Source organism: Streptomyces sp. NPDC056169 (assembly GCF_042268445.1).
GTDB lineage: Bacteria > Actinomycetota > Actinomycetes > Streptomycetales > Streptomycetaceae > Streptomyces.
In genome coordinates this window covers 116,686-140,308 of record NZ_JBHJUO010000004.1, presented here as the reverse complement: position 1 = coordinate 140,308, position 23,623 = coordinate 116,686, and the positions used below count along the sequence as shown (strand labels likewise).

15 protein-coding genes are annotated in these 23,623 nt (G+C 72.9%); 6 read left to right on the top strand and 9 right to left on the bottom strand.

The window, feature by feature from the left end:
* Positions 1 to 75: 75 nt before the first annotated feature.
* A complete protein-coding gene (locus ACFC0G_RS07710) occupies positions 76 to 3,777 on the bottom strand; it encodes a choice-of-anchor D domain-containing protein (RefSeq protein ID WP_376398809.1) in 3,702 nt (1,233 codons plus the stop codon).
* Positions 3,778 to 4,002: 225 nt separating this feature from the next.
* Here ACFC0G_RS07710 and ACFC0G_RS07705 point away from each other — a divergent pair, with 225 nt between their 5' ends.
* Positions 4,003 to 5,436 carry a polysaccharide lyase 6 family protein gene (locus ACFC0G_RS07705; protein ID WP_376398807.1) on the top strand — a complete coding sequence of 478 codons (1,434 nt, stop codon included), beginning with the start codon at positions 4,003 to 4,005 and terminating at the stop codon, positions 5,434 to 5,436.
* Between the two features lie 73 nt (positions 5,437 to 5,509).
* On the opposite strand, the gene ACFC0G_RS07700 is transcribed toward ACFC0G_RS07705, so the two are convergent.
* Positions 5,510 to 6,481, bottom strand: coding sequence for a TIGR03564 family F420-dependent LLM class oxidoreductase (locus ACFC0G_RS07700; protein WP_376398804.1), 972 nt, complete (start codon positions 6,479 to 6,481; stop codon positions 5,510 to 5,512).
* 100 nt (positions 6,482 to 6,581) lie between these two features.
* Positions 6,582 to 8,156 carry a carbohydrate-binding protein gene (locus ACFC0G_RS07695; RefSeq protein ID WP_376398801.1) on the bottom strand — a complete coding sequence of 525 codons (1,575 nt, stop codon included), beginning with the start codon at positions 8,154 to 8,156 and terminating at the stop codon, positions 6,582 to 6,584.
* A gap of 171 nt (positions 8,157 to 8,327) precedes the next feature.
* Here ACFC0G_RS07695 and ACFC0G_RS07690 point away from each other — a divergent pair, with 171 nt between their 5' ends.
* The 3 genes from ACFC0G_RS07690 (at position 8,328) to ACFC0G_RS07680 (ending at position 11,725) form a co-directional block, all read left to right on the top strand.
* Positions 8,328 to 9,260 carry an aminoglycoside phosphotransferase family protein gene (locus ACFC0G_RS07690; protein ID WP_376398798.1) on the top strand — a complete coding sequence of 311 codons (933 nt, stop codon included), beginning with the start codon at positions 8,328 to 8,330 and terminating at the stop codon, positions 9,258 to 9,260.
* An 89-nt stretch (positions 9,261 to 9,349) separates the two neighbouring features.
* Positions 9,350 to 10,300 carry a LysR substrate-binding domain-containing protein gene (locus ACFC0G_RS07685; protein ID WP_376398795.1) on the top strand — a complete coding sequence of 317 codons (951 nt, stop codon included), beginning with the start codon at positions 9,350 to 9,352 and terminating at the stop codon, positions 10,298 to 10,300.
* A gap of 72 nt (positions 10,301 to 10,372) precedes the next feature.
* Positions 10,373 to 11,725, top strand: a complete 1,353-nt coding sequence (locus ACFC0G_RS07680; protein ID WP_376398792.1) for a carbohydrate-binding protein — start codon at positions 10,373 to 10,375, stop codon at positions 11,723 to 11,725.
* Between the two features lie 304 nt (positions 11,726 to 12,029).
* On the opposite strand, the gene ACFC0G_RS07675 is transcribed toward ACFC0G_RS07680, so the two are convergent.
* The 4 genes from ACFC0G_RS07675 to ACFC0G_RS07660 all read right to left on the bottom strand — a co-directional run bounded on the left by ACFC0G_RS07675 (position 12,030) and on the right by ACFC0G_RS07660 (position 16,798).
* Positions 12,030 to 13,433, bottom strand: coding sequence for a GH1 family beta-glucosidase (locus ACFC0G_RS07675; protein ID WP_376398789.1), 1,404 nt, complete (start codon positions 13,431 to 13,433; stop codon positions 12,030 to 12,032).
* A gap of 59 nt (positions 13,434 to 13,492) precedes the next feature.
* Positions 13,493 to 14,419, bottom strand: a complete 927-nt coding sequence (locus tag ACFC0G_RS07670; RefSeq protein WP_376398786.1) for a carbohydrate ABC transporter permease — start codon at positions 14,417 to 14,419, stop codon at positions 13,493 to 13,495.
* Positions 14,416 to 15,399, bottom strand: coding sequence for a carbohydrate ABC transporter permease (locus tag ACFC0G_RS07665; RefSeq protein ID WP_376398783.1), 984 nt, complete (start codon positions 15,397 to 15,399; stop codon positions 14,416 to 14,418). The genes ACFC0G_RS07670 and ACFC0G_RS07665 overlap by 4 nt, the downstream gene beginning before the upstream one ends.
* 91 nt (positions 15,400 to 15,490) lie before the next feature.
* Positions 15,491 to 16,798, bottom strand: a complete 1,308-nt coding sequence (locus ACFC0G_RS07660; RefSeq protein WP_376398780.1) for an extracellular solute-binding protein — start codon at positions 16,796 to 16,798, stop codon at positions 15,491 to 15,493.
* Positions 16,799 to 17,122: 324 nt separating this feature from the next.
* Here ACFC0G_RS07660 and ACFC0G_RS07655 point away from each other — a divergent pair, with 324 nt between their 5' ends.
* Positions 17,123 to 19,957 carry a glycosyl hydrolase gene (locus tag ACFC0G_RS07655; protein ID WP_376398778.1) on the top strand — a complete coding sequence of 945 codons (2,835 nt, stop codon included), beginning with the start codon at positions 17,123 to 17,125 and terminating at the stop codon, positions 19,955 to 19,957.
* A 74-nt stretch (positions 19,958 to 20,031) separates the two neighbouring features.
* Here ACFC0G_RS07655 and ACFC0G_RS07650 read toward each other — a convergent pair whose 3' ends face one another.
* Positions 20,032 to 21,057 carry a LacI family DNA-binding transcriptional regulator gene (locus tag ACFC0G_RS07650; protein ID WP_376398775.1) on the bottom strand — a complete coding sequence of 342 codons (1,026 nt, stop codon included), beginning with the start codon at positions 21,055 to 21,057 and terminating at the stop codon, positions 20,032 to 20,034.
* Positions 21,058 to 21,295: 238 nt separating this feature from the next.
* Here ACFC0G_RS07650 and ACFC0G_RS07645 point away from each other — a divergent pair, with 238 nt between their 5' ends.
* Positions 21,296 to 22,105, top strand: coding sequence for a hypothetical protein (locus tag ACFC0G_RS07645; RefSeq protein WP_376398772.1), 810 nt, complete (start codon positions 21,296 to 21,298; stop codon positions 22,103 to 22,105).
* A gap of 117 nt (positions 22,106 to 22,222) precedes the next feature.
* On the opposite strand, the gene ACFC0G_RS07640 is transcribed toward ACFC0G_RS07645, so the two are convergent.
* Entirely contained in the window at positions 22,223 to 23,569 is a 1,347-nt protein-coding gene (locus tag ACFC0G_RS07640; protein ID WP_376398769.1) for an amidohydrolase family protein, read from the bottom strand.
* Positions 23,570 to 23,623 lie beyond the last annotated feature (54 nt).

Sequence of the window (23,623 nt, the reverse complement as noted above, 5' to 3'; positions counted from 1 at the left end):
CGCACGTCCGGCATGCGGACAGGTGTCGGGGCGGTGCGCCGCTCACCGGTACGGGCGGCGCCCCGGCACCCCCGCTCAGTAGCCGACACGGACCCCCGACACCGCATGACGATCCGTCAGGCCGCCTGTCGCGCCGCTGAATCCGATCAGGACGTTCTTCGGCAGCGTCACCGCCACGTCGATGACCTGCACCCCGTCGACGAGGACGAGGAGCCGCCCGGCGGCGGTCACGTTCACGTCGACCGTGTGACTGCCCGTACGCAGCGCGGGGACGGCGGTCGAGGTCGCCGCGTACCGCAGCGTGGACGCCGAGCCGCTCGTGGCCACGCCGACGAAGTTCGACGACGGTTCGCCGGGGTTGCGGTACGTGTCCAGGGCGACGGCCACCCCGGGCAGCCCGCTGTAGCCGAGCCCGCCGCCCCCGTACCCCAGCGCCTTCGGCGTGTTCCGGGTCGCGTCGAGGAGCAGCAGGGCGAGCCCGTCGCCGCCGGTGCCGCCCGAGAGCGTCGCGGTGAAGCGGGCCCGCAGCCGGGCCGACGGCACGGCCGTGGCCTGGACCGCCGAGCCCTTGACGTACGCCTGCGCGGGGTTGACGACGAGGCTCGTGCCGGACTGCACGGCGCTGCCGTTGTACGACCAGCCGTTCGGGCCCGGCGGCGGCAGCGCGTACGACGGGGAGGTGATCGCCGCGCCGCGCACGGCGTGGATGTCGGTGTGGCCCCCCGACCCGCCCGTGAAGGCGAGCAGGGCCGCCGGCGGCAGCGAGGCCACCGTCGTGCGCAGCCGCTGGGTGCCGTCGACGGAGACCGTGACCGTCTTGCCGGTGACCGCGACGGTGACCGTGTGGGTGCCCGCCCGCAGGTTCGGGACGCTGGACGTCGTCGCCGCGTACGTGAGGGCCGAGCCGCTGCCGCCGGTCGCGATGCCGACGAAGTTGGCCGACGGGTCCCCGGGGTTGCGGTACGTGTCGAAGGTGACGGCCACACCGGGGAGCCCGGAGTAGCCGAGGCCGCCCCCGACGCCGCCGAGCGCGTTCGGCGTCGTCCCGGCCGGGTCGAGCAGGGCGAAGGTGAGCCCGTCGGCGCCGGTGCCGCCGCCGATCACCGTGGTGAACGAGGCCTTGAGACCGTCGGTGAGCACGGGGACGGGCCAGACCGCCGCACCCCGCTGGGACGCGCTCGCCTGCGTGAGCTGGAGGTCGTTGCCGGAGATCGCGGCGGCGCCGTTGAGCCGCCAGCCGCCCGCGCCCGGCGAGGGCACGGTGACCCCGGTGCCGGCCACGCCGGTACCGGTCAGCGCCTCGTTGCGCGGGCCCCGCCCGTCGTCCGAGGTCAGCTCGTACGCGGCGCTCACCGCCCCGATCGACGTGGGCGAGAAGGTCACGGCCTGGTGGACCACGTCCTCGGGACCCAGGACCTGGCCCTCGCTGATCGGATTGCTCACGTAGAAGGGAGCCGCGGGCGCCTTCGCCTTGGTGACGGTGAGCGGGATGTTGCCGGTGTTGCTGATGTCGAAGGTCCTGGTGACCGACTGACCGACCTTCACCTCGCCGAAGGCCGTCGAGGTGGGCGTGATCGTGAGCTCCGCCCGCCCGGTCACCGCCGTGCCGGTGATCGCGACCGACGCCGTGCCGTTCGCGCCGCCGACGGCGAGCGTTCCCGTGTGCTCCCCGGCGGCCGTCGGGGCGTACGTCACCTGCACGGTGACGGACTGCCGGGGCTTCACGACCGTCCCGACGGCCGGCGGGTCCGCCGAGCCGAAGGGGGCGCCAGGGACGGAGACCGAGGAGATCGTCTCGTCGGCCGTCCCCGTGTTCGTGAACGTGACGCCGAGCGACTTGCTCGTCGTGGTCGGCACCGTGCCGAAGTCGAGCGCGCCCGGCGACGCGAGGAGCCCGGGCCGGGTGCCGTACCCCGTGAGCCCGAGCGCGCTGTCGCCGAGGTTCGTGGAGAAGGTCAGCGCCGAGGTGTCGGGGCCGGGCGCCGTGGGGGAGAAGGTCACCTGCGCGGTGTGGGTCTCGCCCGCCCGCAGCGTGCGCGGCAGCCCGGCGGAGGTCGCCGAGAACGGGCCGCCCGCCGTCGTGCTCACCCCGGTGATCGTCACGTCCCGGGTCGCCGTGACCGTGGCCGTGACGCTCCCCGCCGCCCCGACCGCCACCTCGCCGGCGTCCACCGGCGCGCCCGTCAGGGCGCTGTTGGCCGGCCGCCCGAAGGCCAGCACGTGCCCGTCCCGCGTCCCCACGTAGATCCGCCCGCCGTCGGTGGCGGGCACGGAGAACTTCGACGCCACCCCGATCGGCGCCGACCACCGCAGTCGCAGCGCCCCGTTCACGGGCACCGCGTCGTACGCCCGCAGCTGCCCGTTGGCGCCGCTCGCCCCATCGGACGCGACCGCCCACACGAGCGCCGACCCCGGATTCGTCCCCGTCGAGGTCACCACCGGAGAGCCCGAGGTGTAGCCGAACCGCTGCGCGCTGCTGCCCGTGTTGGTCAGCCCCGGGAGCCCGGAGCCGGTGAGCCCGTACGCGAACGCCCGCAGCGGGCCGCCGCTGCCGATCGTGTAGACGTAACCGCCCTGCCCGCCGTACACGGCGGGATGCCCCCAGACGCCCTCGTACGGACCGAAGGCGCCCAGCACCTTGTCCGTACCGCCCGGACCCTGGCTCCGGCCGCCGAGGTCGTCCCGGTCGAGCAGGAACAGCCGCCCGTCCTTGCCGATCTGGACGAGCAGCCGCGGATACCGGCTGGTGCCGAAGACCGGACCCGGGAGGGCCACCGGACCGCCCGAGCCCAGATCGGTGTCGTTCAGGTCGAGCTGGGAGGCGTTGGCGGGACTGAAGAAGTCCTGTGCCGACATCGTCCCGTCGCTGTTCACCCCGAGCCGGACCACCGACTCCGCGAGCTGCCCCGGCGGCAGGCTGCCGGGGCCCGGCGCGGGCGAGACCCCGTTGCCCGTCGAGAAGAGGATCCGGCCCGGGCCGTCGGAGACCAGACCGCCACCGCTCATCCAGATACCGGCCATGCCGTTGGCGGACGAGTCCTCGGTGGCCCACAGCGTCGTCCGGCGCGTCGTGGTGCTGACACCCATGACGTACCCGACGTACGGGCCGCGGTCGCAGTGCGAGGCGAAGGCCGCGTAGACGGAACCGCCCATGAGCAACAGCCCGGGCCGCTGCCCCGCCGTGTACGGATTGAACGCCCGCCCCGGATCGTTCACCGGCGCGCCCGCCACCTTCACCGGCCAGCCCGCGCGCTCGGCTCCCGTCACCGGGTCGAGCGCGTGCACGTACCAGTTGGGATGCTGGACGTCGATACCGTCGTTGACCTTGGAGGTCAGGTAGACGGCGTTGGTCGCCGGGTCGTAGACGGGGGTGGAGGTCACCCCGATGTTCGGCACCAGGTCCCCGCAGCTGATCGCCGAGGCCGGCCAGGGGGCGCCGAGGTCCTTGGTCCAGCCGATGGCCCCGGTGGCGGCGTCGATCCCGTACACCTTGTTGTTCTCGGTCGCCGCGACGAGCGTGCGCCCCACGACGAGCGGCTGCGCGTACACCTGGCCGTCGACGGTGGTGGAGAACTGGAGGCCGAAGTCCGAGCTGGACACCTGGTCGGGGGCGAGACCGGGCTCGTCCCGGTCCCAGCCGGTCCGCAGGTCGTCCTGGGAGATCGTCGTCTGGTCGGCGGGGAGCGCACCGCGCACCTCCGGAGCCCAGCCACCTGCCGCGCCCGCGACCAGGCACATCGTCAACAGTCGGGCGATCGCCCTGCGTCGGCCGGCCATCTCTCCCCCTTCACGTGGTCGAGCGGGCGCGGAGACCGGGGCGCTCCGCCGGGCCATCGTGAACCGGCCCCGGAAGGGAAGATGCCACTGCCCGCCCCCACCCGTCGAGGGTCCACCCGATCGGCCGCCGTTAGCGGCGCGTAAGCGGAACGTCAGCGACCGGCCTCAAGCTGGGGGAGTTGCCGTACCGTCCGGACGCCAACGGGGACGACATCAGGAGCCGACATGCGGCGTCGCACGTTTCTCAAGGGCAGCACGCTGGGAGCGGCCGCCGCCGTCCTGCCGCTCGAAACCCTCCTCGCGACCGGCGCCTCGGCGGCCACGGAGACCCGGGTCACCAATCTGAACGACCTCCAGAGCGCGATCGACCGGGCCGTCGCCGGGGACCGCATCGTCGTCGCCGCCGGCACGTACACCGTCCCGTCCGGTGGCGCGATCACCGTCTCGGGCCGGAACGGCACGAGCAGCGCACCCATCACCATCGTCTCCGCGTCGCGCGGCGGCGCCGTGCTCCAGGGCGAGCGCAGCTTCGTCTTCGACAACTCCAGCAACATCGTCGTCAGCGGCTTCGCCCTGCGGCAGAGCACCACCCTGGAGATCCCGGCGAACAGCCCGCGCATCCGGCTGACCCGCAACGACTTCCGGTTCGCCGACATCGCCGGACTCGACTGGGTCGTCGTGCGCGGCGACGACGCCAAGATCGACCGGAACCACTTCCACGACAAGTCCACCGAGGGCATCTTCGTCGTGGTCGACGGCCCCGGCACGACGGCCATGGCCCAGCGCCTCCAGATCCTCAGGAACCACTTCTCCGACCACAGCTACACCGGAGCCAACGGCGGCGAACCGATCCGCCTCGGCGTCAGCGGCCGCGCCCTGTCCGGCGCCCACGCGACCGTCGAGTACAACCTCTTCGAGCGGTGCGACGGCGACCCCGAGGCCGTCTCCGTGAAGTCCTCCGACAACACGATCCGGTACAACACGATCCGCGACAGCGTCGGCGGCATCGTGCTGCGCCACGGCAACCGCTCCACGGTGGACGGCAACCACGTCCTCGACGGCAAGGACGGCGTCCGCGTCTACGGAAACGACCACCTCGTCGTCAACAACTACCTCGCCGGCCTCTCGGGCCGAGCCCTCGTCATCGGCAGCGGCTCCACCCGCGACCACCACGAGGGCGAGACCACCGAGGAGCGGCGCGGCAACGACGCCTGCGACCGCGCGGTGATCGCGCACAACACCCTGCGCGGCAACAGGAGCACCCTCTCGGGCGAGACCCGGGACTACGCACCCCAGGACGTGGTCGTCGCCGACAACCTGCTGGTCGGGGACGTCGGCAGCCTCGTCGCGATGGGTGCGACCAGCGGCTTCACCTGGCACAGCAACATCCTGTGGGGCGCCGCGGCCGACGGGAACCTGCCCGCGGCGGGTTACGTCCGCGTCGACCCGCGCCTCCAGCAGGAGTCCGACGGCGTGTTCCGCCTCGCGGCGGACAGCCCGGCGATCGGGGCGGCCTCGCTGACGGGCGTGGCCGTGGTCGAGGACCTCGACGGCCACGCCCGTGGCTCCGTGCGGGACATCGGTGCGGACGAGTACTCGACCCTGGCCCCGGTCCGCCGCCCCCTGACGACGGCGGACGTGGGTCCGAACGCCTCCTGACGGAGGGGCGGAGGGACGGGGCCAGGGGGGCGGGGGACGAGGGGGACGGGCGAGGGGGTGATGCCGGGGGGCTTCACCCCCTCGTGCCGGACTCCTTCGTGTCGGAGTCCTTCGCGCCGGACTCCCTCGACAGCTCGCCGAGCAGCTTCCACGTTCGCACGCGGTCGGCCTCGCCGCCCAGGTGCGTCGACGTGAACACCACCTCCGTCGCCCCCGCCTCGCGGTAGCGCCGCACCTCGGCGGCGACGGTCTCCTCGTCGCCGACCACCGCAAGGTCGCCGGCCCGGGTGCCGCCGGAGCGGGCGATGACCCGCTGGTAGGAGGGGATCCCGTCGAAGAGCGACAGGGATTCGAACGCCTCCTGCCGTACGGACTCGGTGTCGGCGGTGACCACACCGGGAACGATGGCCACGATCCGGGGCGCAGGCCGGCCCGCCGCGGCCGCCGCGGCGGTGACGGCGGGGACGATGTCCTCGGCGAGCGCGCGCGGCCCGGCCAGGAACGGCAGGATCCCGTCGGCCAGTTCACCGCTGACCCGCAGGGCCTGCGGCCCCATGGCGGCGACGAGCAGCGGCACCGGCGGCTCGGCCCCGGGCACGGCCGCGGGCCACGGCGTCGTGGCCGTGAGCAGCTCGCCGTGGAAGTCCGCGCCGCCCGTCTCCACCAGCTGGCGCAGAGCGGTGAGGAACTCCCGGAGCAGCCGGACGGGCCGCTCGTACCGCAGTCCGAAACCTTCCTCGGTCAAGTGCTTGGTGCCGAGGGCGAGCCCGAGGTGGTAGCGCCCGCCGGTGGCGGCCTGCGCGGTCTGGGCCTGGCTGGAGACGATCAGCGGGTGGCGGCCGAAGACGGGGATCGCCGCGGTGCCGACATGGAGTCCGGGCACCTCGCGCCCGACGATCGCGGCGAGCGAGGGCGAGTCGTACGCGAAGGACTGACCGAACCACGCCGAGTGCAGCCCGGCGTCGTGGGCCTCCCGCGCGAGGCGCACGGTGTCGTCGATCGGGAGCTGGCGCTTGGTGGTGCTGAGGACTACTCCGAGAGTCATGTCTGGGCCAACTCGCCTGTGAGACAAGGGCATTCCCGCTCCCGTACGACAGTCCCGTGTCGGCTCCGTGAACGGGGTGTGTCGTACGGGAGCGGGTCGGTCACAGGGTGACCGGCCTGCCGCCGAGGGTCACGGCGAGGCGGCCGTCCGTGGCGTACGACCAGCCGAGGGCGCCGGAGTACGCGGCGCACCGGGAGCCGTTCGTGCCGGACCAGAACTGGTTGGAGCCGTCGGCGTCACCGAGGGTCCGGTCGTTCGTGCCGCTGCCGCTCCGGCACGACGTGTTGTTCCGGAAGACCGAAGTGCCCGCGTCGAAGGAGTAGTTGCGCTGCGCGTTGTCGACGCTGAGGTTGTTCGACACGGCCATCGTGCCCGGGTTGCTGTTGTACGTGAAGCCGTGCTTGCCGTTGCGGTAGGCGATGCTGCGCCGGACGACGTGATCGACCGCGATGTCCTCGCCGCCCAGCTTGTAGCCGTTGCGGTCGCCGCTGGCGTTCTGTGTGCCGTCGGAGAGGGTGCCGTTCTCGTAGGCGAGGGAGTCCTCGATGGTGACGGTTCCGATGGGGCCGGTGTCGGTCTTGGTGTACAGGTCCCAGCCGTCGTCGATGTTGTGGTGGGAGACGGCGTAGCGGAAGACGTTCCCGGGGCCGACCGTGAGCTTGGCCGCGAAGCCGTCGGCGTCCTCGCCGTCCGCGTCGGCGTTGTCGTGCGACTCGGCGCTCAGGACGAGGTTGCGGGACGGCCACTGGCTCTGGGGCGTGGTGGAGGCGATCCGGGAGAGCTGGAGTCCGGAGTCGCGGTTGAAGCGCGTCACGGTGCGCTCGATGACGTTGTCGCTGCCGCCGACGAAGATGCCGTTGTCACCGGCGCGTTCGACGACGATGCCGCTGATGTGCCAGTAGGAGCCGTTCACGGCGAGTCCGCGGTTCGCCGGGTCCTCGGTCATGGCCGAGAAGTTCAGTACCGGCTGCTCGCCGGGGTAGGCGGAGAGTTTCGTGCGGGCGGCGGCGGTGCCGTTGCTGCCGGCGGGGATGGTGATCGTCCGGGAGTGGTGGTACGTGCCGCCGCGGAGGTAGATCGTCCCGCCGGACGTGACGCGCGCGATGGCCGAGCTCAGTGTGGTGGGGGCCGCGAGGGTTCCGGCGGCGCCGTCCGTGCCGTTCGGTGCGACGTAGAGCGCGGCGCCCGACGGCGGGGTGGTGGTGCCGGCCGTCTCGACGTCGAGACGGTCGATGTTGGGCAGGCCCGTGGCGCCGGTCGGGTCGAGGCGGACGGTGTTCGCGCCCGCGTTGACCGGCACCGTGAAGGTCTTCGTGGCCCATGCCGTCCACGCGCCCGTCGCCTCGTACGAGGACGACGAGACCGCCGATCCGTTCACCGTGAGGGCCGCGGGCCGCGCGGCCGTGGTCCCGTTGGCGAAGCGGACCGCGAGCGTGGCGGTGCCCGCTGCCGGGGCGTTCACGGTGAACTGCGCGTAGGCGCCCACCGCGTTGGTGCCGTTGCAGAATCCGGTGCCGGAGAAGCCGGCCCAGTCGGAGTCGACGGTGCCGGTGCAGACCGCGGGCGAGGCCTCGGCCTCGTAGGTGGTGGACGCGGCCTGTGCCGTCGTACCGGACAGGGCGACGAGCGTGCCGGCCAGCAGGCTGACGCACGCGATGACGGGTCCCGTTCGCATCGTTGGTCTCCAGGGTGAGGGGTTCACGGGCGGGTAGAAAGCGCTTGCCGTGGGACGCTAGAGGCCTCGCCGTGAACGCGTCAATAGATGTGTATGTGATTCACGGTCACGGATGTGAACATTCTTCAAGGTCCTGGTGGAGCGGCCTCCCCCGGCGCGTACGGTGAACGGATGATCAGGACACCAGAGGCGTTCGCGCGGACCACCGTCGAGCGCGAGGGGGAGTCCGGGGCGGCATGGCTCGCGGAACTGCCCGGAATCGTCGAGCAGTTGATGCAGCTCTGGGAGTGCGTCCCCGACGGGGACGTCATGCACGGCGGCGTCGGCGTCATCGTCCCGGTGCGGCGGAAGGGCGGTGGGGCGGCCGCGCTGAAGGTGTCCTTTCCGCACCCCGGCAACATCCACGAACCGGACGCCTTCGAGGCGTGGGGCGGACGCGGGGCCGTCCTGCTCCACGAGCGGGACGACGCGCGCTTCGCGATGCTCCTCGAACGCGCCCGGACGTCGACCCTGGCCGAGGTGCGGGACGGCGACGAGGTCCTGACCGTCGCGGCGCGGCTCGGCCGGCGGCTCGCCGTCCCGGCGCCGCCCGGCCTGCCTCGGCTGCGGGACCAGGCCGACGCCTGGGAGGAGCAACTCCGCGAGGACGCGGCCGAGTTCCCCGGCGCCCTGGCGTCCACCGTCGTCGACGCCGCCGTGGCGACCGTCCGTGAACTCGGCGCCACGCAGCCGGACACCCTCATCCACGGCGACCTCCACCCCGGCAACATCCTGAGCGCCGACCGCGAGCCATGGCTCGCCGTCGACCCCAAGGGGTACGTCGGCGACCCCGCCTACGACGGCGGCACGCTCCTCAAGTCCCGGGCCCTCGCCTTCCTCGAAGCCGACGACCTGCGCACGGCCGCCCGGCACGCGCTGGACGTCTTCGTCGACGCGTCCGAACTCGACCGCGAGCGGGTCCGGCGATGGGCACAACTCCACGCCGTGCAGGCCGCGTTCTGGGGGCGCCGGCACGGATTCCGGCACGCCCGCGGCGGATCCGCGCTCGACTGGCTCGTCGCGTTCGCCGACGACCTGGCGACGCTCCTCACGGAGCGGCACTGAGGCGGACGGGGATCATCGAGGCGCGTGGACGCGCGCTCCCGGCCGTCCCTGGTCTGGACCTATTGGGGGCGGGGCGTCAAGCTCTCGGTATGGACTTGGAGTTGAGGCACCTCAAGGCGATCCGGGCCATCGCGGACGCGGGCAGTCTCACGCGCGCCGCCACCGCGCTCGGCCTCGCGCAGCCCGCGCTCAGCGCCCAGCTCAAGCGCATCGAACGGGCCCTCGGCGGGGCGCTGTTCGAGCGCGGACGGGAGGGGGTGCGGACCACGGCGCTCGGCGACCTCGTCCTCGACCGCGCCCGGGTCGTCCTCCCCGCCGTGTGCGAGTTGCAGGAGGAGGCGGTGCGGTTCGCCCGGGAGGGCGCGGGCGGCTACCGGCTCGGCGGCACCCACGGCCCGCTGCTCGGCGGCCTCGTCGACCGGCTCGCCCGCACCGAGCCGGGCTCGCCGGTGACCACGTACACCTCCTGGTCGGAGCGGGAGATCGCCCGCGGGGTCGCCGCCGGCCGGCTGGACTTCGCCCTGGTCGGGGTCTGCGGCGAGAGCGCGCCGCCCGAGGCGGGACGGCTCGCCTGGACGGAGGTCGCCCGCGACCCGGTGTACGTGATGCTGGCCGCCGACCACCCGCTGGCCTCCCGTACCGAACTCGGCCTGGCCGAACTGGCGGCGGAGGCCTGGACCGACGTCCCGGGCGACGGCTGCTTCGGCGACTGCTTCGCCGCCGCGTGCGTGCGCGCGGGCTTCACCCCGGCCTGCGTGTACGAGACGGACACCGCCTCCTGCGTGCACCTGGTCCAGGTGGGGCGGGCCGTCGGCCTCTGCCGGGCCACCTTCCCCGCGACGCCGGGCATCGTGACCCGGCCCCTGACCGGCGCCCCGCTGGTCTGGCGCCATCTCATCGGCTGGCACCCCGAGGGGCGGACTGCCGGGCGGGCCGCCACCGTCCTCCACCACACCCGCGCCGCCCACGCGGAGGCGCTGGCCCACAGCGCGGGCCGGATCAGCGTCCCGGGGCATAACGCCGTGGCAGGGGCCGACTGACAACTCCCGTAGCCCCCAGGCGGATCCCTACGGTTCCGGCAGAACCCCCACCGAGAACCGAGGAGACACCCCATGCTCCGACGACACGCCCGCGCGGCGTGTACCGCGCTGGTCGCCGCCGGGATGGCGCTGGCCGGCCTCCAGGCCGGAACCGCCACCGCGGCCCCGGACGGGAACCCGGCCGCGAAGACCGCAGCCCGGACCCTCGCCGCCTCCGCCGCCCAGCCCGAACTCCTCTCCGCCATGCAGCGCGACCTGGGACTCACCCGCCCCCAGGCCCTGACCCGGCTCGCCAACGAGGCCGAGGCCGGTGCCACCGCCGCCCGGCTCCGCCAGGGCCTCGGCGGCGCCTTCGCCGGAGCCTGGGTCGACGGGCCGGACTCCGGCACCCTGACCGTGGCCACCACCCGCGCCGCCGACGCGGCCGCGATACGCGCCACCGGAGCCGACGCCCGGCTCGTCCCGCACAGCCTGACCGCCCTGGAGCGGGCCAAGCGGACCCTCGACGGGGCCGCCACGGCCGAGGCGCCCGTCCGCTACGTCGACGTCCGCGCCAACGTCCTCGTCGTCGAGGAGACACGGCCCGGCGCCGGGGCGCGGCTCGTCCGGGCCACCGGAGTCCCGCGCGACCTGGTGCGGGTGGTCAGGACGGCCGAGGCACCGCGCCCGCTGTACGACATCCGGGGCGGCGACGCCTACTACATGGGCGGCGGCCGCTGCTCAGTCGGCTTCGCGGTGACCCGCGGTACGACGCAGGGCTTCGCCACGGCGGGCCACTGCGGCCGCGCGGGCACCACGACCACCGGCTTCAACCAGGTCGCCCAGGGCAGCTTCCAGGGCTCGATCTTCCCCGGCAACGACATGGCCTGGGTCGCCGCCAACACCAACTGGACCTCCACCCCGTACGTCAAGGGCTCCGGCGGCGCGAACGTCCAGGTGACCGGTTCGGTCCTCCAGCCCGTCGGCGCGTCCGTCTGCCGCTCCGGCTCGACCACCGGCTGGCACTGCGGCACGATCCAGCAGCACAACACCAGCGTCACCTACCCGGAGGGCACCATCTCCGGCGTGACCCGCACGACCGTCTGCGCCGAACCCGGCGACTCCGGAGGCTCGTACATCTCCGGCAGCCAGGCCCAGGGCGTGACCTCGGGCGGCTCGGGCAACTGCTCCAGCGGCGGCACGACCTTCTTCCAGCCGCTGAACCCGCTGCTGCAGAACTACGGCCTGACCCTGAAGACCACCGGGACCGACCCGGGCCCCGGCCCCGGCGAACCGCAGCCGGGCGGCACCTGGTCGGCGGGCAAGGTCTACGCGGCCGGTGACACCGTCACGTACGGCGGCTCGACCTACCGCTGCCTCCAGGGCCACCAGGCCCAGACCGGCTGGGAGCCGCCGAACGTCCCGGCCCTGTGGCAGGCCCTGTGACCCCCACGGGTCGCTGACCGGGGGGTGCCGCGGACCCGAGGGGGGTGTCGCGGCACCCCCCCTCGCGTCTCCGCGACCGCGGCTGCCCGGAACCTGTTCATGTGACGACTCCCCCGCGAAGTGCCGCTGACCCTCGGATGATGATCAAGATCGCGGCGATCATACGGGGACTACGGGGCCGCCGGGTTCCTGGACTTCTTCCCGGCGGACGACCAGCACATCCCCGTCGAGTCGGCCGTGCCGTGGACCCGGTCCTTCGTCGCCGGCGCACTGCGCGCGTAGGACCGGGCACGCGTACGGTCGCTCAGGCCTCCGCAAGCCCCCCTCGGGCGATGACCTCCGCGTACCACCGGGCGCTGTCCTTGAGCGTCCGGCGCTGCGTGGCGAAGTCCACGTGCACGATGCCGAACCGCTTGCTGTAGCCGTACGCCCACTCGAAGTTGTCGAGGAGCGACCACAGGAAGTAGCCCCGCACGTCCGCCCCGTCCGCGAGGGCGCGGTGCACCGCCGCCAGGTGCGCGTGCAGATAGGCCACCCGCTCGGGATCCTTCACGTTCCCCGACGGGTCGGCGTAGTCGTCGTACGCCGCTCCGTTCTCGGTCACCACCAGGGGAACGTCCGGCAGTTCGTCCCGCAGCCGGACGAGGAGCTCGTACAGCCCGTCCGCGTCCACGGGCCAGTCCATCGCGGTACGCGGCCCGGGGGCCGGTTCGAACCGCACGTGCCGCTCGGCGCCCGCCCACGGCGAGGGCGACTCGGAGGCGCCCGCCGCGACGACCGCCGGGGAGTAGTAGTTGATGCCCAGCGAGTCGATCGGCGCCGCCGCCGTCGCCAGGTCGCCGTCCTCGACGAACGACCAGTCCGTGATCCCGGCCGTGTCACGGACCAGGTCCTCGGGGAGCCGGCCGTGGAAGACCGGGTCGAGGAAGATCCGGTTGCCGACGGCGTCGATCCTGCGGGCCGCGTCCCGGTCCTCGGGCGACTCCGAAAGGGCTCGTACCGCATGCAGGTTGAGCGTCAGGGACACCTCGGCCGAGGAGGGCAGCGCCCCGCGCAGCACGCGCGCGGCCAGCCCGTGGGCCAGGTTGAGGTGATGGGCGGCGCGCAGCGAGGCGAGGGCGTCGGTGCGCCCCGGGGCGTGCACGCCGTTGCCGTAGCCGAGGAAGGCGGCGCACCAGGGCTCGTTGAGCGTCGTCCAGGTCGCCACCCGGTCGCCGAGCGCGTCCGCCATGACGCCCGCGTACTCGGCGAAGCGGTACGCGGTCTCCCGCTGCGGCCAGCCCCCGGCGTCTTCGAGCTCCTGGGGGAGGTCCCAGTGGTAGAGCGTCGCCACGGGCCGGATGCCGGCCCCCAACAGGCCGTCGACGAGCCGCCGGTAGAAGTCGACGCCCCGGGAGTCGACCGGTCCGCGACCGGTGGGCACGATCCGCGGCCACGCGATCGAGAAGCGGTAGTCGGTGACGCCGAGCCGCCGCAGCAGGGCGATGTCCTCGTCGAGCCGGTGGTAGTGGTCGGCGGCGATGTCGCCGGTGTCGCCGTTGCGCACCTTGCCCGGAGTGCGGCTGAAGGTGTCCCAGACGGACGGCGTACGGCCGTCCTCGGCTGCGGCACCCTCGATCTGGTACGCCGCCGTGGCGGTGCCCCAGCGGAATCCCTGCGGGAACCGCAGGACGGTCGAGGTGTCGGGACGTGCGTCGAGCGCGGTCATGAGGTAGGAACTCCCGGGAGTGAGACGTCTGTTGGGGAGGGACGGGGCGCCGGAGGGGGTCAGCCCTTGACCGCGCCCTGCATGATTCCGCCGACGATCTGCCGGCCGAGCAGGCCGAAGACCAGCAGCACCGGAAGGGTGCCGAGCAGGGTGCCCGCCATGATCACGGACTGGTCGTGGACGTAGCCGCCGCCGAGCTGCCGCAGGGCCACCTGGACGGTCGGCTCGGAGGAGGTGAGGGCGACGACCGGCCAGAAGAAGTCGTTCCACGCGGCCATGAAGGTCAGCAGCCCGAGGACCGCCATGCCGGGCCGGGCGATCGGCACCACGATCGACCAGAAGATCCGGGCGGTGGACGCGCCGTCGACCCGGGCCGCCTCGATCAGCTCGTCCGGCAGCGTCTGCACCAGGTACTGCCGCATGAAGAACACGCCGAACGCGGAGACCAATCCCGGCAGGATCACCGACTGGAGCTGGTTCACCCAGCCCAGCTCGGCGATCAGCATGAACAGCGGGATCACACCGAGCTGCGGCGGGATCATCATCGTGCCGACGGTCACCGCGAGCAGTGCGCCCCGGCCGCGGAACCGCAGCTTGGCGAAGGCGAAACCGGCGAGCGTGCAGCACAGGACGGTGCCGAGGGTGATCGACCCGGAGACGATGAGCGAGTTGAGCAACGCCTTCCCGATGTCGGCCTCTTCGAGCACGGCCTCGAAGTTGCGTATCAGGTGTGGGCCGGGCACCAGGGACGGCGGGACCTGCGCCAGGTCGGCGTTGGAGCGGCTCGCCGCGACGAGCGTCCAGTAGAAGGGGAAGGCCGAGACGAGGACGGCGACGATCAGGATCGCGTAGGCGACGGGACCCGCGTGCAGGGTGCGGCCCGCCCGGGAGGAGGGGCGTCCGCCGCGCCGGGGCGGGGCCGCCGGGACGGAGCGGGCGGGCCGCGCCGGGCGGGGCGGGACCTCGGTGGTGCTCGGCGCGGTCATCGGCCGGCCTCCTTGCGGGAACGGCGGCGCGCGATCAGGGCGTTGACCCCGACGAGCACCACGATGAGCAGGAACATCACCCAGGCGATGGCGGCGGCCCGGCCCAGGTGGAAGAAGCCCCAGCCCTGCTCGTACATGTAGAGGCCGAGCGTCTGGTACTGGTGCGAGATGCCGCCCGAGATCGAGCCTTCGAGGAGCAGCGGCTCCCCGAAGAGCTGGGTCGCGCCGATCGTCGAGACGATGACGGTGAAGACGATGGTGGGCCGCAGCCCGGGCAGCGTGACGTGGAGGAACTGGCGCCAGCGCGAGGCGCCGTCCATCGCGGCGGCCTCGTACAGCTCGTCCGGGATCGACTGCATGCCGGCCAGGTAGATCAGCGCGTTGTAACCGGTCCAGCGCCAGACGACGACGGTCGAGACGGCGATCTGCGAGGCGACCGTGCCGGTCTGCCAGTCGACGGGGCCGAAGCCGACGAGACCGAGCACGTAGTTGATCAGTCCGAAGTCGCGCCCGAAGAGCTGGGCGAAGACGAGGGTGGCGGCGGCGACCGAGGTCGCGTACGGCAGCAGGATCGCGGTCCGCAGGAAAGTGCGGCCGCGCATCCGGTAGTTGAGAAGATGCGCGAGCCCGAGGGCCATGACCAGCTGCGGCACGGTGGAGAGGACGCCGATGGTGAAGGTGTTGCGCAGCGCGGTCCAGAAGAACGTGTCGCCGAGCAGCGCGGTGTAGTTGCCGAGCCCCCGCCACTCCATGTCGCCGGGCGTCTGGAGCTCGACCCGGTACAGCGAGACGTAGGCCGTGTAGATCAGCGGGAAGACGCCGAAGGCGGCGAAGAGGGTGAAGAAGGGGGCGATGTAGGCGTACGGCGAGGCCTTCCGCCAGGCCCGCCGGACGGACGGCTCCCGCCGGGGCGCGGGGAGCTGCTCGGACGGTGAAGGTGACGGAGACGGTGGCGGTGTCGCGGGTGCGGTGAGGGTCATGGTGCGGCCCTTCGGGGAGGAGTCGAGGCGGAGGAACGGCGGTGCCGGACGGGCGTACGCGGGGGAGCGGGCCGCCCGTCCGGCACCGGGATCAGCCGAGGGTGTTCGCGACACCCTTCCGCGCGTTCTCCCAGGCCTTCTCGGGCGCGGTGCCCTTGCGCTCGACCTCGCTCAGCGCGTTGGTGATCTGCTGGGCGATGTTCTGGTCGTGCACGCCCAGGACCTGGACCGGCGCCGCCTTCGCCGCGTCACCGAAGATCTTGCCGATCGGCGCGTTCGAGAAGTACGGGTCCGTGGCGGCGCCGACCTTCTCGATCGCGCCGGTGGAGGAGGGGAAGTTGCCCTGCTTCTCGAAGAGCGTGGCCTGCTGTTCGGGCGCGGTGAGCCACGTGATCAGCTCGTACGCCTCCTTCTTGTGCTGCGCGGCCTTCGGCACGGCGAGGTAGGAGCCGCCCCAGTTGCCGGCCCCGCCGGGGAGCGCGGCGACGTCCCACGTGCCCTTGCCGGTCTCGCCGGCCTGGCCCTTGATGTAGCCGAGCATCCAGGCGGGGCAGGGGATCGTGGCGAAGGAACCGGCGGCGAAGGCCTGGTTCCACTGCGGTGACCACTGGTCGAGTTCGGCGCTGAGGCCGTCCTCGGCGGCCTGGACGGAGTGGTCCCAGGCGGCGCGCAGGGCGGGGTTGTCCTCCCAGATCAGCTTCCCGGAGGCGTCGTAGTAGCGCTCCTTCTCCTGCCCGATCATGATCGAGTAGAGGCTGCCGACGCTGTCGAGCCAGGCGCTCTTGCCGGGGGCCTTCGCCTTGTACTGCTTTCCGAGCCCCAGGTAGCCGTCCCAGGTGGACCAGCGCTTGGCGAGCTCCTCGCGGTCGGTCGGCAGCCCGGCCTTCGCGAAGAGGTCCTTGCGGTAGCACATCGCCTCGGGGCCGACGTCGGTGCCGAGTCCGAGCACCTCGCCGTTCTTCCCGGTGGCCGCCGCCCACTTGGCCTCGGCGAACTGTCCCTTGAGACCGTCCGCTCCGTACTTCTTCAGGTCCTCGAACTTGTCGGCCTGCTGCTGCGTGACGGAGGCGATCCGCCCCACCTCGATGCCCTGGACGTCGGCCAGACCGCCGCCGCCGGCGAGCCGGGTCTGGAGGGACTTCCAGTAGTCGGCCTCGTCCTCGGTGTCCGTCTGCTTGATCGTGACGCCGGGGTGGAGCTTCTCGTACGCGGCGTAGAGCCCGGCCTCCTTGTAGCCGAAGGAGCCGAACAGGTCGACGGTGATCGTGACCTTCCCGCCCGCGCCGTCCGTGGCCGCCCCGTCCGGTGAACTTCCGCAGGCGGCGAGCAGTGCCGCGCTCAGGACGACCGCCCCGAGGCGGACGGCGGTGGTGGTTCTGGCGGCTCGGGCGATGGGCATGGGGGGCCTCCCTTGGCTACGGGGCGAGCGAGAGAACTGCTTGAGAGCGCTCTCAAGAATGCGGTTGGAGCGTGCCTGCGCTCCGGGTGTCCCGTCAAGACTTGAAGGCGTAACGGGTTGGACTCGGGCCCAACTCCCTCCTGTACCCCCTCTCTTGACACCCAGGTTTCGAGAGTTTTACGTTTTCGGCCATCCGAAGCGCTTGAGAGCGCTCTCGGAGGCCTTTGAAGGCCCTCGGAGCCCCTCCAGGGCCCCGTACGCATGCCGCACCACCCCCATCCCCCGTCCGTGTTCGATCCGTCGTGACGACATGAGGTGCCGTTCATGCCAGCCCCCCGCACGCGTCCAGCCCCCCGAAGCCGCCCGGAGCGCCACGCCCGCCCGGCGCACCGCACCCGACCGGTCGCCGTCCTGGCCCTGGTCTCCGCCCTCGCCGCCCTGGGACTCGGCCCCGCCGCCACCCCCGCGGCAGCCGCCACCGTCCCGGTGGGCGCCGGAAGCTACTCCGACACCCGCCCCGCCGGCACCTCCGGCCCCACCACCAACACCGGCGCACCGGTCACCCCCAAGGTCACCGCCGCCGCCCAGGGCAAGCCGGTGCCCACCAACGACTGGTGGTCCTCCCTCGCCTTCCAGCGCTACGGCGACAACCCGTACTCCACCCCCATGTACGGCCATCCGCTCACCTACCAGGCCACCGCCGGCGGCCTGGACATCGGCTACCCGACCAGCCCCGCCGTCGTCGGCGACGGCCGCCAGTACGAGTACGCCCACAAGCGCGACCTCACCCTCGGCCTCACCGGGCTCAACTCGCCCGACACCAAGGTCGACGCCTGGTCCGACTGGACCGTCACCCCGTACTGGTCCGACGGCGCGCGCACCCTGCGCACCACCATCGGCCACGGCATGCCCTTCGTGTACGCCAAGGGCACGGGCGGCGACGCCCGGATCACCACCGCCACCGCGCCCACCGTCTTCGCCGACCAGGGCAACGTCCTCGGCATCACCGTCGAGGGCCACCACTACGCCCTCTTCGCGCCCGGCGGCACCGACTGGAACGTCGCGGGCTCCACCATCACGGCGGGCCTCGGCGGCAAGGACTACTTCTCCGTCGCCGTACTGCCGTCCACCGACGCGCTGGCGACCTTCCGGAAGTACGCGTACAGCTTCGTCACCGGATCCACGGTGAACTGGAGCTACGACGCGGGGACCGTCCGGGCCACCTACGGCCTCACCACCGAGGCGAAGGAGGGCACCGAGCGCGGCACCCTCCAGGCGCTCTACCGGCACCAGTGGCTGCACAGCACCGACCCGCTCACCCCGTACACGTACGTCTCGCCCCGCGGCACCATGAAGGTCCGCGAGTCGGCCTCCTTCACCACCACCCAGAAGGCGGCCGCCACACTGCCCGGACTCCCGGGCGGCGCGGGCGTGGACACGGCCCGGCTGCGCGGCTACCTCAACGAGGTCGCGAACTCCTCCGACCCCTTCTCCGGCGCCGTCGACACGTACTGGACGGGCAAGGCCCTCGGCAAGCTCGCCCAGCTGGTGCCGCTCGCCGACCAGATCGGCGAGGGCGCGATCCGCGACAAACTCCTCGGGCTCATCAAGGGCCGCCTCCAGGACTGGTTCACGGCCGGCGGAGCGAGTGAGTTCTCGTACGACCAGGCATGGAAGATCCTCACGGGCTACCCCGCCTCCTACGGCAGCGACACCGAGCTCAACGACCACCACTTCCACTACGGCTACTACGTCTACGCGGCCGCGATCGTCGCCCAGTACGACCCGGCCTGGGCCGCCGACTCCGCCTGGGGCTCCATGGTGAAGACCCTGGTCCGCGACACCGCCAACCCCAGCCGCACCGACGGCGCCTTCCCCTTCCTGCGCGGCTTCGACGTCTACGCCGGGCACAGCTGGGCCAGCGGCCACCAGGGCTTCGCCGCCGGCAACAACCAGGAGTCGTCCTCCGAGTCGACCAACCTCAGCGCCGCGCTCGTGCTGTGGGGCTCGGCCACCGGCGACACCGCCCTGCGCGACCTCGGCACGTACCTCCTCACCACCGAGGGCGAGGCCATCGCCCAGTACTGGTTCGACGCCGACCAGCAGGTCTTCCCGGCGGGCTTCCAACACGACACGGCCGGCATGGTGTGGGGCAGCGGCGCCGCCTACTCGACCTGGTGGACCGCCAACCCCGAGGAGATCCACGGCATCAACGTCCTCCCCGTGACCGGCGGTTCACTCCACCTCGGCGGCCACAAGGACGCCGTCCGGCGCAACATCGCCGAGCTGGAACGCGAGAACGGCGGACCCGCCGTCGAATGGCGGGACATCCTCTGGGAGTTCCAGTCCTTCGCCGACCCGGCCGCCGCGAAGGCCAAGTGGGACGCGGGCAACGCCGGTTACACCCCGGAGGCGGGGGAGTCCAAGGCCCACACCTACCACTGGCTCACCACCCTCGACGCACTCGGCGCCCCCGACGCCTCCGTCACCGGGTCCCTCCCCACCTCGGCTGTCTTCACCAAGGGCACCACACGGACGTACGTGGCCCACAACCACGGCTCCACCGCCCGCACGGTCACCTTCTCCGACGGCAAGTCCCTGACCGTCCCCGCGCGTTCCACCGCGACGGGCAACGGCACCGGCGGCGGCACGGACCCCGACCCCGAGCCGCAGCCCGGCACCGGGAACACCTTCCAGCTCCGCACCGGCGGCACGCTCACCACGGCCACCGGCGCCACGGCGGGCAGCGACACCGTCCTCTCGGCACAGGGCGGCAACCACGACGGGACCCCGAACCGGCCGGTCGTCTACGAGGTCAAGGGCGTCAACGGCACGCTCAGGGCCGGCGGGGCCACCGCCTTCCGCCTCCAGATCGACGCCGGGACGGCCGTCGGCCTGGGCCAGCAGGCCCGGATCAGCTACGACCTCACCGGTGACGGCACCTTCGAACGGACCGAGACGTACCAGTACTTCGCGACCGACCCGGTGACGGGCTGGGAGGAGTACGCCCAGTCCCGCGGCCTCAAGTCCGCCACCGGGACGCTCGGCAACCTGAGCGGCGGGACGGTCCGCCTCGAAGTCTGGAGCGCCATCGGGAACGGGGACGCGCGCGTCCAGACCGGCACGGACCGCTCCGTGGTCGTCATCCCGTTCGACTGACCCGACACCCCCCACAGGAGCGGCGGGACCGGAGACACCTCCGGCCCCGCCGCTCCGCGTTCCCCGTCCCGCCCTCAGGCCGAGTCGCGGCGTACCAGCGACGTCGGGGTGATCACGGAGTCGGGGGCCGCGCCGCCCGGCCCGTCGAGCAGCCGCATCAGGAGTTTCACCATCAACCGGCCCATGCCCTCGATGTCCTGGCGCACCGTGGTCAGCGCCGGCGAGGTCCGGCCGATCACCGAGTCCATGTCGTCGAAGCCGACGACCGCCACGTCCTCGGGGACCCGCACCCCGCGCTCCCGCAGGGTGCGCAGCGCACCCGTCGCCATCAGGTCGTTCGCGACGAAGACGCCGTCGAGGTCCGGCCTGCGGTCGAGGAGCTCGGCCATGGCGCGGGCGCCGCTCTCCTCGGTGAACGAGCCCTGGCACAGGAGATCCGGGTCGGCGTCGGGCAGCACGTCGTGGTAGCCGTGGAGCCGGTCGATCGCGGACGTCTGGTCACGGGGCCCGGCGATGTGGGCGACGGTCCGGCGGCCCAGACCGACGAGGTGCCCCACGGCCTCCCGGGCGCCGCCGCGGTTGTCGCAGTCGACGTACGGGACGGCCGGGTCGGTGCCCGGGGCGGGACGCCCGCCGAACACCACGGGAATCCGGGCCCGGTCGATCAGGGCGGGCAGCGCGTCGTCGCTGTGCAGCGAGAAGGCGAGCGCCCCGTCGACGTGCCCGCCGCCCAGATAGCGCGCGATCCGCTCGTGGTCGCCCGGACCCTCCACCCACAGCAGCACCAGCTGGGAGTCGTGCGCCGTCAACTCGCGGCTGATGCCGCGCACCTGCTGCTCGAAGAACGGGTCGGAGAAGATCCGGAACTCCGGCTCCTCGATGATCACCGCCACCGCGCCGTTGCGCCGGGTCACCAGGGTGCGTGCCGCGTGGTTCGGGACGTAGCCGAGCTCCTCGACCGCCCTGGTCACCTTCTCGACCAGCGGAGCGCGCACGCCCGCACCCCCGTTGACGACGCGCGAGGCCGTGGCGCGGGACACACCGGCGCGTGCGGCGACGGCTTCCAGCGTGGGGCGGGACCCCGTGGTCTGATCGGGCAAGGCGGTCGCTCCTCGTCTGCGTCTGCTGAGCTGCGGTCCGACGCGGACCAGGATATCTGTACCGCTCAGGTGTTGAGAGCGCTCCCAAGGCGAATGTCCCGGGCTTTCCCCGAGGAGCCGGCCGACCCGTCGGCGCAAGGGGGCGGCCATCGAGGGTTCATGGGGCGGTTGTTCGGTGTAGGGAGCATGCGAGGCGTGCCGGCATCCGGTCGGCCGATACCGAAGGGCCGTACCTGACGTGCACCGTCGCCAATTCGCCGCCGCGCTGACCGCCGCGATCGCCGTACCGCCCGTGCTCGCCGCCACGCCCGCCCAGGCGGCCGGAGCCGGCGGGGGCGGGCCCGCCGGGGTCGCCGGAGCGGCGGGAGCCCGGGGGCTCGCCCACCACATGCTTCCCGTGCTGGCCCGTGAGCTGGGCGACAGGACGGCGGCGAAGGAGCTCGTCCCGCACCTCCTCGACGTGGGCTTCGACTGGGAGCCGGAGACGGCGCCGTTGGCCGCCGTGGACTTCGTCGTCGCGTACGGATTCGGCAACCGGCCGGCGGTCGGGGGCGGGGACCCCGCGACGACGCTGCCCGAGCCCGGGCCCGTGAACGCGGAGCTGGCCGCGACGGTCGCCCGGATACGCGCCGCGCGGAACGTCCCCGTCTACGCCCAGTGGGAGATCGCCCGCTTCCTGGAAGCCGAACACGGCATGACCGACGTCGTCGCGATCGAGCCGGTGATCGCACCGGACGGCACCATCACCTACCTGAGCACGGACGGCGTGGCCGCCCAGGTCGCCGAGGCCCGCCGCCACTTGCCCGGCGGCATCGGTACCGCCTGCGTCGTGGGCTTCCGCGACCACCACAAACGATGCGTCCAGACCACCCGGGACCGGGGCATGAGGGCGTACGCTCCCCGGGGCGTCGCCATGCCCCACGCCTACGACGCCGAGTCCGGCCAGCCGTGGACCCGCAGCCGGGACCTGTACCTGGTGCACGACATGGCGGCCCAGTGGCAGGTGATCCGAGCGAAGCTGATCGCCGAGGCCTGGCCCCACGGCTGATCCGGAGCGGATCCGAGCGGGGCGGACCGAGGCCGTGAGCGGCGGTGACGGCGCGTCGCGCCCGGCGGAGCAGGGGGGGCGCTGCCGCTGCCGGCAGGCACGCCCCGCCGCCGTGCGTCAGGCGAGGAACTCGCCGTTGCGGGCCACCACGGCCCCGCCGTGCACCACCATGTCCCGCTGGGGCATGTCCACGACGACCTGCGGCAGGCATTCGCCCCGGACGAGGACGAAGTCGGCCGGGGCACCGGGCGTGAGATCGGCGTGCGCGAGGCCCATGACGTCCGCGCCGCCGTGCGCCGCGACGCGGTAGCAGTCTGTCAGCTCCTCGTCGAGGCGTACGTCGGTGACCCACCCGAGGAGCTGCGCGCGGTGCAGCATGTCCGCGTTGCCGAACGGGCTCCACGAGTCGCGCACGCCGTCGGAGCCGAGCCCGACCCGCACCCCGTGCTCGCGCAGCCGTGCGATCGGCAGCACCAGCGAGTCGGAGGGCGCGACCGTGGTGAGGGCGATGTCCTGGGCGCCCAGGTCGGTGGCGAGGGAGCCGAGTTCGCGGTCGGAGAGGCCCGGCAGGCAGAAGACGTGGCTGACGGTGACCTTGCCGGCCAGCGACAGGGCGCGCGTGCGGTCGATGATGCCGCGCATCGCCTTGATGCCCTTCTCGCCGCGGTCGTGGAGGTGGATGTCCACGCCGACGCCGTGGCGGTCCGCTATGCCGAAGACGAGGTCGAGCTGCTCGTCGAGGGCCTGGTCGAACCCGATGGGGTCGATGCCGCCGATCATGTCGATGGTGCCCTCGCGCGCCGCCTGCTCAAGGAGCGCCGCCGTGCCCGGCGTGCGGATGACGCCGTGCTGCGGGAAGGCCACGATCTGGACGTCGAGCGCGTGGCGCAGCCGCCGGCGGGCCTCCGCGACGCCCTCCACTCCGGCAAGGCCGTAGGCCGGGGCGACATCGGCGTGGGCGCGCATCGCCCGCGTACCCCGGGTGACGGCGTGGGTCATCAGCCCGTACGCGCGTTCCGCGACGGGGCGGCGCTGCGCCTTGAACAGTTCGACGTCCTGGGCGACGTAGTCGGCGATGCCGCTCGCCGGCCGCCGCGACACCCAGGAGCCGCCCCAGGTCGTCTTGTCGGGGTGGATGTGGGCGTCCACGAGTGAGGGCAGGGCGATCCGGCCGCCGCCCTCGACGACCTTCGCGCCGCGCGGCGCCGGGCCGTTCGCGACGCGCCCGTCGACGACGACGAGGTCGGTCTTCGCCCCGCCGAACGGGCGGACGTTCCGGAAGACGACGGCCCTGGCGTGGCGGCCCGCGGCACCGGACACGGCGGCTGCGTCGGACGACGCGGCCGAGGCGTGGGCGGAGGGCGCGGTGGCGGCCGTCGTGGCCGTCGCCCCGGCCATGGCGGCGGCACCGGCCAGCATCGTGCGGCGGGAGAGGGCGCCGGGGGAGGACGAGGACGCGTGCATGGGAGCTCCTTGAGGAGTAGGCGCCGGTGACTCCTCGTTTTGTATACCAAGCCG

Bases quoted from the DNA above. Each gene is read 5' to 3' on its own strand.
- ACFC0G_RS07710 (WP_376398809.1), bottom strand. From the start codon at position 3,777: ATGGCCGGCCGACGCAGGGCGATCGCCCGACTGTTGACGATGTGCCTG.
- ACFC0G_RS07705 (WP_376398807.1), top strand. From the start codon at position 4,003: ATGCGGCGTCGCACGTTTCTCAAGGGCAGCACGCTGGGAGCGGCCGCC.
- ACFC0G_RS07700 (WP_376398804.1), bottom strand. From the start codon at position 6,481: ATGACTCTCGGAGTAGTCCTCAGCACCACCAAGCGCCAGCTCCCGATC.
- ACFC0G_RS07695 (WP_376398801.1), bottom strand. From the start codon at position 8,156: ATGCGAACGGGACCCGTCATCGCGTGCGTCAGCCTGCTGGCCGGCACG.
- ACFC0G_RS07690 (WP_376398798.1), top strand. From the start codon at position 8,328: ATGATCAGGACACCAGAGGCGTTCGCGCGGACCACCGTCGAGCGCGAG.
- ACFC0G_RS07685 (WP_376398795.1), top strand. From the start codon at position 9,350: ATGGACTTGGAGTTGAGGCACCTCAAGGCGATCCGGGCCATCGCGGAC.
- ACFC0G_RS07680 (WP_376398792.1), top strand. From the start codon at position 10,373: ATGCTCCGACGACACGCCCGCGCGGCGTGTACCGCGCTGGTCGCCGCC.
- ACFC0G_RS07675 (WP_376398789.1), bottom strand. From the start codon at position 13,433: ATGACCGCGCTCGACGCACGTCCCGACACCTCGACCGTCCTGCGGTTC.
- ACFC0G_RS07670 (WP_376398786.1), bottom strand. From the start codon at position 14,419: ATGACCGCGCCGAGCACCACCGAGGTCCCGCCCCGCCCGGCGCGGCCC.
- ACFC0G_RS07665 (WP_376398783.1), bottom strand. From the start codon at position 15,399: ATGACCCTCACCGCACCCGCGACACCGCCACCGTCTCCGTCACCTTCA.
- ACFC0G_RS07660 (WP_376398780.1), bottom strand. From the start codon at position 16,798: ATGCCCATCGCCCGAGCCGCCAGAACCACCACCGCCGTCCGCCTCGGG.
- ACFC0G_RS07655 (WP_376398778.1), top strand. From the start codon at position 17,123: ATGCCAGCCCCCCGCACGCGTCCAGCCCCCCGAAGCCGCCCGGAGCGC.
- ACFC0G_RS07640 (WP_376398769.1), bottom strand. From the start codon at position 23,569: ATGCACGCGTCCTCGTCCTCCCCCGGCGCCCTCTCCCGCCGCACGATG.